The sequence below is a fragment of the Tepidibacter mesophilus genome, from assembly GCF_002724055.1.
GTDB classification, from domain to species: Bacteria; Bacillota; Clostridia; order Peptostreptococcales; family Peptostreptococcaceae; genus Tepidibacter_A; species Tepidibacter_A mesophilus.
In genome coordinates, this window is sequence record NZ_BDQY01000023.1 from 46,527 (window position 1) to 55,879 (window position 9,353).

Genomic DNA, 9,353 nt, shown 5'->3' on the forward strand with positions numbered 1-9,353 from the left:
ATACTGTATATAGATATATTTAAATATATCTATATAAAAGAAAGGAGATATTTTTAAAATGAAAGAAAAAAATATAAAAAATACAGGATTGGATTTTTTTGGAAGATATCTTACGATATGGGTAGCTATATGCATAATAGTAGGGGTCGGTATAGGTCAAATCTTTCCTGATTTTCCTAGAGTATTAAGTAAATTTGAATATGCAAAAGTTTCAATTCCAGTAGCTGTACTTATATGGATTATGATTTATCCTATGATGCTTAAAATTGATTTTTCAAGTATTATAAATGCCACTAAAAAACCAAAAGGACTAACAGTAACTTGCGTTACAAACTGGTTAATAAAGCCATTTACTATGTATTTGATAGCAGCATTTTTCTTTAAAATAGTTTTCAAAAATTTAATTCCAGCAAACTTAGCATCTGATTATCTAGCTGGAGCAGTACTTTTAGGAGCAGCACCTTGTACGGCTATGGTATTCGTTTGGAGTCATTTAACAAAAGGGGATCCTGCTTATACAGTAGTTCAAGTTGCTATAAACGATCTTATTTTACTATTTGCATTTACACCTATAGTTGCATTCTTGCTTGGAGTAAGTGATGTAGTTGTTCCGTATGATACATTATTTTTATCAGTGATTTTATTTGTAGTTATTCCTTTGGTTGGTGGATATTTATCTAGGAAATACATTATAAAGAACAAAGGAATAGAGTACTTTGAAAATATATTTCTTAAAAAATTTGACAATATAACAATGATAGGGTTGTTACTTACTTTAATTATAATATTTTCTTTTCAAGGTGAAGTAATAATTAATAATCCAATTCATATTGGATTAATAGCTGTACCACTTATAATTCAAACGATTTTTATATTTTTTATCGCATATCTTTGGGCAAAAGCATGGGAATTACCTCATGATATAGCGGCACCTGGAGCAATGATTGGAGCAAGTAACTTTTTTGAATTGGCAGTAGCTGTTGCAATATCTTTATTTGGTTTACAATCTGGAGCAACTCTTGCAACCGTAGTTGGAGTATTAGTTGAGGTTCCTTTAATGCTTGCTCTTGTTAAAACAGCTAATAAAACCAAACATTGGTTTTGTAAATAAAAAATAAAAAGGAGTGGTTTTTATGAAAAAAATGATTATATTTGATCCAGCAATGTGTTGTTCAACAGGTGTTTGTGGACCTTCAGTAGATCCAGAATTACTGAGAGTATCAACGGTTATTAATAATTTAAAAAACAATGGAATAGTGGTTGAAAGATATAATTTAGCAAGTGAACCACAGGCATTTGTAGATAATAAGATGATAAATGAATTACTAAATAATGAAGGTGTAAATATTCTACCAGTAACAATTGTCGATGATAAAATAGTGAAAACTAAGGAATATCTTAAAACTGAGGAATTTTACAAATTACTAGGTGTATCAAATGATGTATTAAAAGTTTCTAAATCTAATGGGTGCAATTGTAAAGATGGATGTTGCTAATTATAAAGGAGCGATATAGATGACTAACTTTAATCCTAATAAAATAGATTTAACTAAATATTTATTTTTCACAGGAAAAGGCGGAGTGGGTAAAACATCAACAGCTTGTGCTACTGCCATAACTTTAGCAGATCAAGGTAAAAAAGTTATGCTTATAAGTACAGATCCAGCTTCGAACTTACAGGATGCATTCAATACTGATCTAAATAATAAAGGTGTTCAGATAAAAGAAGTTCCGAATCTAGTAGTAGCAAATTTTGATCCAGAGGAAGCTGCAAAAGAATATAAAGAAAGTGTTGTAGGTCCGTATAGAGGAAAGCTACCTGATGTAGTAATAAAAAATATGGAGGAGCAACTTTCAGGTTCATGCACAGTTGAAATAGCAGCATTCAATGAATTTTCAAATTTTATAACAGATAAAAAAGCAGAAGAAGAATTTGACCATATTATATTTGATACTGCACCAACAGGTCATACTCTTAGAATGTTACAACTTCCATCAGCATGGAGCAATTTTATTAGTGATAATAAGCATGGAGCATCATGCTTAGGTCAATTAGCAGGGCTTGAGAGCAAAAAAGAGGTTTATAAAAACGCAGTAGATATTTTAGCAAATAAAAACTTAACAACTCTTATATTAGTTTCTCGTCCAGAAGAATCTCCTTTAAAGGAAGCAGAGAGAGCATCAAAAGAGCTTTTAGATTTAAAAATAAACAATCAAATTCTTATAATAAATGGTGTACTTAAAGATTTTGATGATGAGTTATCTACAAATATTTTTAAGAAACAGCAAGGTGCATTACAAAATATTTCAAGACATTTAAGTGAATTACAAACATTTGAAATTCCACTTAGACCGTATAATGTTACTGGTATCGAAAATATAAGATTATTTTTGAAAGAAAATAATGTTAAGTATAGTAATGAGACTTTGAGTATAGATGTTATACCTAAGTTAAAGGATGTTATTGAAAATCTATATAATTCTAATAAAAAGGTTATTTTCACAATGGGCAAAGGTGGTGTTGGGAAAACAACTATAGCAGCTACTATTGCACTTGGTCTTGCTAAAAAAGGTAAAAAAGTGCATCTTACAACTACTGATCCGGCAGATCATTTGAAATTTGTACTTGATGAAAGTTATGGAATTACATTAAGTCATATTAATGAGAAAAAAGAACTTGATAATTACAAAGAGGAAGTATTAAGTAAGGCAAGAGAAACTATAGGAGAAGAGGATCTTGCTTATATAGAAGAAGATTTAAGATCTCCTTGTACTCAAGAAATAGCTATATTTAGAGCTTTTGCACAGATAGTTGATAGATGCGAAAATGAAGTTGTTGTAATAGATACAGCGCCAACTGGACATACGCTTTTACTTTTAGATTCAACTCAAAGCTATCATAAGGAAATTGAGCGTTCACATGGAGATATTCCTGAATCAGTTAAAAAACTTTTACCAAGGTTGAGAAATGATAAAGAAACAGAAGTTATAATAGTAGCTTTAGCTGAAGCAACTCCAGTATATGAAGCTATGAGATTACAAGATGACTTAAATCGAGCAGGAATAAATAGCAAGTGGTGGATAATTAATTCAAGTTTATTAGCTACAAACACAACCAATGAAATTTTAAAAGCAAAAGCAAGTAATGAAATTGCTTGGATTAATAAAGTTAATGAAATTTCAAAAGGTAATTTTGCAGTTATTAAATGGAACAACGAAGAAATCAAGGGTGAAAAATTATTAGATTTATTAATGTAAATAAAAAATCCACTATAAGTAAGATGAGATTTTTCTTATAGTGGATTCTTTTAATTGAACTACTATATATAAATGATATTGACATATTAAATTTTATATGGATATACTTCATATATAGATTTAAATACATATATGGAGGTTAAATAAAATATGGACAAAATGGTTGAAATATTCAAGGCTCTATCTGATAAAAATAGACTCCTTATTTTAGATATGCTTTCATGTGGAGAATTATGTGCTTGTGATATTATAGAAGGATTAAACTTAACTCAACCGACTATTTCGCATCATATGAAGATTTTACAAAAGGCAGATTTAATAAATGTAAGAAAAGAAGGAAAGTGGATGAGATATTCTTTGAATTTAGAAGTTATAAAAGAATCAATAAATTATATAAACATACTTGCATCACCTAAAGATGATTGTATTTGTAAAGGAATAAAAAAAGATTGCAATGACTAAATGGAGGGAATTAATATGAAAATAGCAGTAATAGCAGACGTTCATAGTAATATTTATGCATTAGAGAAAGTAGTAAATGATATAAAAGCAAAAAATTTAGATTTAACAATTTGTGTTGGAGATTTAGTAGGATATGCTACATTTCCAAATGAAGTTATAAATTTAATCAGAAGAGAAAATATATTAACTGTAATGGGAAATTACGATGATGCAGTAGGTAATATAAGATTTATATGTGGATGCGATTATCCAGATCCTAAGGATGCTGAAAATGCAACAAAATCTCTTATGTATAGTATTGAAAATACAAATGAAGAAAATAAAGAATTTTTAGCAAACCTTCCAAAAGAGATGACTTTGACATTTGAAGGAAAGACTATTAAATTCGTTCATGGAAGTCCAAGAAAGTTAAATGAATACTTAAAAGAGGATTCTAAAGAAGCTGAAGAAGTTATGGAAGAATTCAATGAAGATATTTTAGTATGTGGACATACTCATAAACCGTATTATAAAATGTATGGAGATAAAATGCTTGTAAATAGTGGAAGCGTAGGTAAGTCTAAAACAGGAAGTCCAGATGCAAACTATGTGATAATAGATATAAAGAATGAAAATGTAGAAATTGTACAAGTTGCTTATGACTTTGAAAAAACAGCAAAAGCTATAGAAGAAAGTGTCTTACCTAATGAATTTGCAGAAATTATAAGAACGGGCAGAGCATAAATATATTAATTGTATCAAATAAAAAAGGTAGAGATTCAGTTTTCTCTATCATTTTTATTTTTTGATTGTAAAATTATAGTAACTACGGGTTTGAATAGGTATAATAAAAGAAAGCAATGTCATTAGTTAGGAATGACAAAAGGGGGATTTTATATGGGAATATATTTAGATAATGCAGCTACTTCTTTTCCAAAGCCAATACAGGTATCAGAGGCAGTATATAATTTTATGGTCAATATTGGAGCAACATCTGGAAGAGGAGCTTATGAAAAAGCTATGGAGTCAGATAGATTAGTTTATGAAACAAGAAAAAGTATTGCTTCTTTGTTTAAGCAGGATGACCTTAAAAAAGTAATTTTCACATCTAATGTAACAGAATCATTGAATTTAGCTATAAAAGGAATATTAAAAAAAGGAAATCATGTAATTACAAGTTCTCTTGAACACAATGCAGTATGGAGATCTCTTAAAACTCTAGAAAGAGATATTGGAATAAGTATTTCTAAGGTGCCATGCGATGAATACGGATATACAAATCCAGATGATGTTGAAAAATACATAAAAGAAAACACAGCACTGATTATTTTTACACATGCTTCTAATGTAATTGGAACAATACAGCCAATAAGAGAAATTGGATTTATTGCTAGAAGATATAAAATTCCTTTTTTAGTTGATGCAGCTCAAACAGCAGGAGTATATCCTATAGACGTAAAAAAAGATAATATTGATTTATTAGCTTTTACAGGACATAAAAGTTTACTTGGACCTATGGGAACTGGAGGTCTTATTGTAAATTTGGATAAAGATATAAGTCCTCTGAAATCTGGAGGGACAGGTGGAGATTCATCTTATGAATATCAACCAAATTATTTTCCAAATAGATTAGAAACTGGAACGCCTAATGTTGGTGGAATAGTGGGTCTCTTAGAAGCTATAAAGTTTATACAAGAAACAGGTATAGATACAATTTTAAATAAAGAAAAAGAAGTATTATCATATGCACTTAAAAGATTAGAAGAAGTAGAAGATATATCTATTTATGGTCCAAAAGATATTGAAAAAATAGTAAGTGTAATTACATTTAATTTAAAAGATAAATCTGCAGAAGAAGTAGCTTATGAGCTTGATCAAAATTATGACATTATGATAAGAGCAGGTCTTCACTGTGCACCAAGTGCTCATAATGTAATAGGAACACAAAAAATAGGAACGGCAAGAATTGGAATAGGATATTTTAATGAAAAAGAAGATATTGATTTATTAGTAGATGCACTTAAAAAAATAAATAACCAAAATTAGGGGATTAAAATTGGGGGGAGATTATTTGTATTTAAAAGAAGTTAAAATGAATTTTATACAACCTTGTACAGCTGATTCTACAAGAATAAGATTTAAGGCTAAATTTTCAAGTGATATTTCAGAAATATTACCTTACATAAATACTGTTGTAAAAGATGCTATATATAATAAGAAGATTCAAAGCTTAACAATAAGAAAGGAATTTAGAATTATTACAATTTATGGAATGAATTTAGCTGTATCTAAAGCAGTTAATGAATCGGAAGCCTACGAGATAATGGATTTAGTAAAAGATTTAGTTAATAATACATATAAAAGAAAAGATGAAATAGAACCTTTATATGAAATGAGAGAAAAACCTAGTACTTTAGAAGTATATAAATATTTACCAAAACTAAATTGTAAAAAATGTGGAGAAGCAACATGTCTTGCATTTGCATCAAAAATTTTATCGGGCATGCAAACAATAAAAAAGTGTAGACCTATTTATGAAGAAACTAATAAAGAAAATTTAGATAAAGTGGAGAATATGTTGCAAGTTATGGGATATGAATAAAAATTATTTGATAAATAAAAGACCTAGAAGTTGTTTAGAGTATAAAACAACTTTTAGGTCTTTTATAATATAGTAATAAACTTGTATATTTAGTTTGATAAATTTATATTCTCCTTCATATATCAACTTATATTTTTTATCAAAAAAATTACTTCCTGCTATTAGTTTAAATGGAGATGATTTAAAATACATACTCAATTTAAGAATGCCCTAGACTCTAAATTATAACTTATTTATCATTGTATATTTAAGTATTCCTTTTGATTGATAGATTAAGTCTACAATTTTAATTACTATACCAGATACAACCATGAATATTAATCCAACTGATAAACTAAATAATTCTGACGAAAATGGTATATCAAATTGGTTATAAATAAAAGAACTAAAAAAAATACCCAATATAAGCATAAATAAAGGGAATAGATAAACTATAAACGCTATTTGCATAATAGATTTTGTTTCTGTTTCTATCTTCACAAAATCGCCAGATTTAGCGTTTAGCGTATTCTCTATATTTACATATATTCCAGTGGTACTACAACCACCTTTACAGCTAGAACATTTTTCGCCACATGCACTTGCTCTTCTTATTTCTAGTTTTGCAAAATTATCTTTTGTTTTTACAACTCTTCCTATGTTATCCATAAAAACACTCCTCTCTATATAAATTTATATGCAAAAATTATGCCAAGTCAACAAAATATATAGAGAATCCATTAAATAACTTATTTTAAAATATAAATAAAAATAAGAATAAATAAAAATAAGATATATATTGATCTATATGACACAGCATTCATAGGATTTCACACAATAGTAACAACTGTTCCTATTGGAATAATATTATATAGTTCTATAATATCCTTATTATACATTCGTATACATCCATTTGAAATTGATTTTCCTATTGATAATGGGTTGTTTGTACCATGTATACCGTAATGAGGTTTGCTAAGACCTAGCCATCTTTCGCCAAAAGGCCCTCCAGGTTTATAAGCTTTGTTTATTATTGTGAATGTACCTTTTGGAGTAGGAGTAGAAGGCTTACCTATAGCTATGCTATATGATTTAAACCATTTATTGTTTTTAAATAAAGTAAGTATACGATTATTGGTATTTATAGTAATCTTATAATTTGAAGCTCTGTTGGAATACATATTACCACCTCGAATCCGTCTTATTCAAGTAATTATAATCTATTGTATTATATAGTATATATTTTTTTTAGAAATTGTTTCTAATATATATTGAGCTATATTAAAATTTTTAAGTCAAAACACTTTTTCATTCGTATTGTTTTATGTAATCGATTATAATCAATATACAAAGAGGAGGTAATATACTAGATGATAGATGAGAAATTGCAACAAGGTATAAATAGTGGCAATCCTAAAACTTATGATTTTCTAATTAATGAATATAGTAAGTTGCTTTGGATCATTGCCTCGGGTGTACTTAAAAATGTTGGAAGTAGAGAAGATATAGAAGATTGTGTAGCAGAAAGTTTTACATATTTATGGGAGCATCCTGAAAAATACAATCATCAAAGGGGAAGCATTAAATCATACTTATGCATTATTACAAAAAGTAAAGCAATAGATAAAGTAAGGAAGATAAATAAAACTACAACTTTACCATATGATGAAGAGTTAAAAGTAAAAACTGAAGACATAGAGGAAGCGTTAGTAAATAAGCAAATGGTTAATGATATTTATGAATTTGCAAAAAATCTTAAGCAATTAGATAGTGAAATTTTTATACTTAGATATTTTTATCAATTAAAACCTAGAGAAATTTCAGATAAATTAAAGATTACAGTCAAAGAAGTGAGTAATAGACTTTACTATAGTAGAAAGTCTTTGCTTACAAAAATTAAATTATAAATTTTAGGAGGAAGACTATGGAAAAATATGATAACCTTATGTCAGAGCTTGAGAAAGAAAATCTTGATATGATTGCAAACGAACTTCCTGAGTTTACAAATGAAAATTTAACTAATATAAAAAATAAATTTAACGAAAAAACTATAAATAAATCAAGTAGGCTTAAAAAAATAATTAGAAAAAGCTTTATAACAGCAGCTTGTATATGTTCTATTTTTGTAGGTTTAGTTAATGCAAATAATGCATTTGCAGCAAATTTACTAGATGTCCCAGTACTTGGTGATATAGTAAAAATTGTAACCATTGATAAATTAGCACTGTATGATAAGTATAAAGAAATAAATATAGAAATACCTTCTATTGAAGGACTTGAAAATAATGATGTTCAAGACGAAATAAACAGAATTTTAAAAGAACGTGCTATAGCTGTATATGATAATGCTATTGAAAACTCAGAGGAAATAAAAGAACAATCTCAGAATTCAGGATTTTCAAAGCTGATGCCTGAGATAGTAGATCAAAGTTATACAACACTTACAAAGAGTGATGACATGTTGTCATTTAAAGTTGTTACAACTCAAATAAAAGCAAGTGGATATGAAACTGCTGACTTTTATAATGTAGATTTAAAAAATAGCAAGTTACTTAATATGAGTGATTTATTTAATAAAAATTATGATTATATAAGTACTATAAACAATGAAATTATAACTAAAATGAAAGAAGAAATAGAAAAAGAAGATGCTGGATACTTCGTGGAAGAGTTTAAAACTATAGATGACAATACTAATTTTTATATAAATAAAAAGGGTAAACTTGTAATAGTTTTTGATGAATATGAAATAGCCGCTGGTTATATGGGAATGCCAGAATTTATAATTGAAACTTCTATTTTTGGAAATAACATTTCAGATTTAGGTTATTTGAAATAGCATATTAAGTAAAATAGTTATACGAACAAAAGCCATGAATAGATTTAGAATATCTTTCATGGTTTTTTATTATTTGCTTATGATACTTATGCTGTTTTATTTAAATTCTATGAAAGTGCAAAAACACTTCAATAATTTTCCATTAAAATAAAACAAAAAAACATTTATGCAAAACCTTGTTATAATTAAGTTCCTACACAAAAACATAACAGGTGGTGTTGCATAAATGTTTCA

Annotated in this window: 11 protein-coding genes; 9 read left to right on the forward strand and 2 right to left on the reverse strand. The window is 27.9% G+C overall.

Translation table 11 applies throughout. The features are described from left to right. The first annotated feature begins 58 nt into the window (after positions 1-58). From arsB to Tmeso_RS12975, 7 genes are all read left to right on the forward strand, one after another. A complete protein-coding gene (gene arsB, locus Tmeso_RS12945; RefSeq protein WP_099191861.1) occupies positions 59-1,111 on the forward strand; it encodes an ACR3 family arsenite efflux transporter in 1,053 nt (350 codons plus the stop codon). A 22-nt stretch (positions 1,112-1,133) separates the two neighbouring features. Continuing rightward, positions 1,134-1,496, forward strand: coding sequence for an arsenite efflux transporter metallochaperone ArsD (gene arsD, locus Tmeso_RS12950; RefSeq protein ID WP_099191862.1), 363 nt, complete (start codon positions 1,134-1,136; stop codon positions 1,494-1,496). 19 nt (positions 1,497-1,515) lie between these two features. After that, entirely contained in the window at positions 1,516-3,258 is a 1,743-nt protein-coding gene (arsA, locus tag Tmeso_RS12955) for an arsenical pump-driving ATPase (protein ID WP_099191864.1), read from the forward strand. A 150-nt stretch (positions 3,259-3,408) separates the two neighbouring features. Further along, positions 3,409-3,720 (forward strand): ArsR/SmtB family transcription factor, encoded by a 312-nt coding sequence (locus tag Tmeso_RS12960; RefSeq protein WP_099191866.1) that lies wholly within the window; start codon positions 3,409-3,411, stop codon positions 3,718-3,720. A 15-nt stretch (positions 3,721-3,735) separates the two neighbouring features. After that, positions 3,736-4,443: a metallophosphoesterase family protein gene (locus tag Tmeso_RS12965; RefSeq protein WP_099191868.1), complete on the forward strand. Its 708-nt coding sequence runs from the start codon at positions 3,736-3,738 to the stop codon at positions 4,441-4,443. Positions 4,444-4,596: 153 nt separating this feature from the next. After that, positions 4,597-5,745, forward strand: a complete 1,149-nt coding sequence (locus tag Tmeso_RS12970; RefSeq protein WP_099191870.1) for an aminotransferase class V-fold PLP-dependent enzyme — start codon at positions 4,597-4,599, stop codon at positions 5,743-5,745. Positions 5,746-5,770: 25 nt separating this feature from the next. Beyond that, the gene (locus Tmeso_RS12975; RefSeq protein WP_099191888.1) at positions 5,771-6,301 is read left to right on the forward strand and encodes a (Fe-S)-binding protein; all 531 of its coding nucleotides are present in this window, start codon (positions 5,771-5,773) and stop codon (positions 6,299-6,301) included. Between the two features lie 222 nt (positions 6,302-6,523). Here the strand turns inward: Tmeso_RS12975 and Tmeso_RS12985 are convergent, their stop codons facing one another. Together Tmeso_RS12985 and Tmeso_RS12990 are read right to left on the reverse strand one after the other, a co-directional pair. Then, positions 6,524-6,949 (reverse strand): SoxR reducing system RseC family protein, encoded by a 426-nt coding sequence (locus Tmeso_RS12985; protein ID WP_099191874.1) that lies wholly within the window; start codon positions 6,947-6,949, stop codon positions 6,524-6,526. A 161-nt stretch (positions 6,950-7,110) separates the two neighbouring features. Beyond that, a complete protein-coding gene (locus Tmeso_RS12990; protein WP_099191876.1) occupies positions 7,111-7,461 on the reverse strand; it encodes a L,D-transpeptidase in 351 nt (116 codons plus the stop codon). Between the two features lie 189 nt (positions 7,462-7,650). Between Tmeso_RS12990 and Tmeso_RS12995 the strand changes: the two genes are divergently transcribed. Further along, entirely contained in the window at positions 7,651-8,187 is a 537-nt protein-coding gene (locus Tmeso_RS12995; RefSeq protein WP_099191878.1) for a sigma-70 family RNA polymerase sigma factor, read from the forward strand. Positions 8,188-8,204: 17 nt separating this feature from the next. After that, positions 8,205-9,119: a DUF3298 and DUF4163 domain-containing protein gene (locus Tmeso_RS13000; RefSeq protein WP_099191880.1), complete on the forward strand. Its 915-nt coding sequence runs from the start codon at positions 8,205-8,207 to the stop codon at positions 9,117-9,119. Positions 9,120-9,353 lie beyond the last annotated feature (234 nt).

Bases quoted from the DNA above. Each gene is read 5' to 3' on its own strand.
- arsD (WP_099191862.1), top strand. From the start codon at position 1,134: ATGAAAAAAATGATTATATTTGATCCAGCAATGTGTTGTTCAACAGGT.
- Tmeso_RS12985 (WP_099191874.1), bottom strand. From the start codon at position 6,949: ATGGATAACATAGGAAGAGTTGTAAAAACAAAAGATAATTTTGCAAAA.
- Tmeso_RS12990 (WP_099191876.1), bottom strand. From the start codon at position 7,461: ATGTATTCCAACAGAGCTTCAAATTATAAGATTACTATAAATACCAAT.
- Tmeso_RS13000 (WP_099191880.1), top strand. From the start codon at position 8,205: ATGGAAAAATATGATAACCTTATGTCAGAGCTTGAGAAAGAAAATCTT.
- arsA (WP_099191864.1), top strand. From the start codon at position 1,516: ATGACTAACTTTAATCCTAATAAAATAGATTTAACTAAATATTTATTT.
- Tmeso_RS12970 (WP_099191870.1), top strand. From the start codon at position 4,597: ATGGGAATATATTTAGATAATGCAGCTACTTCTTTTCCAAAGCCAATA.
- Tmeso_RS12965 (WP_099191868.1), top strand. From the start codon at position 3,736: ATGAAAATAGCAGTAATAGCAGACGTTCATAGTAATATTTATGCATTA.
- Tmeso_RS12995 (WP_099191878.1), top strand. From the start codon at position 7,651: ATGATAGATGAGAAATTGCAACAAGGTATAAATAGTGGCAATCCTAAA.
- arsB (WP_099191861.1), top strand. From the start codon at position 59: ATGAAAGAAAAAAATATAAAAAATACAGGATTGGATTTTTTTGGAAGA.
- Tmeso_RS12960 (WP_099191866.1), top strand. From the start codon at position 3,409: ATGGACAAAATGGTTGAAATATTCAAGGCTCTATCTGATAAAAATAGA.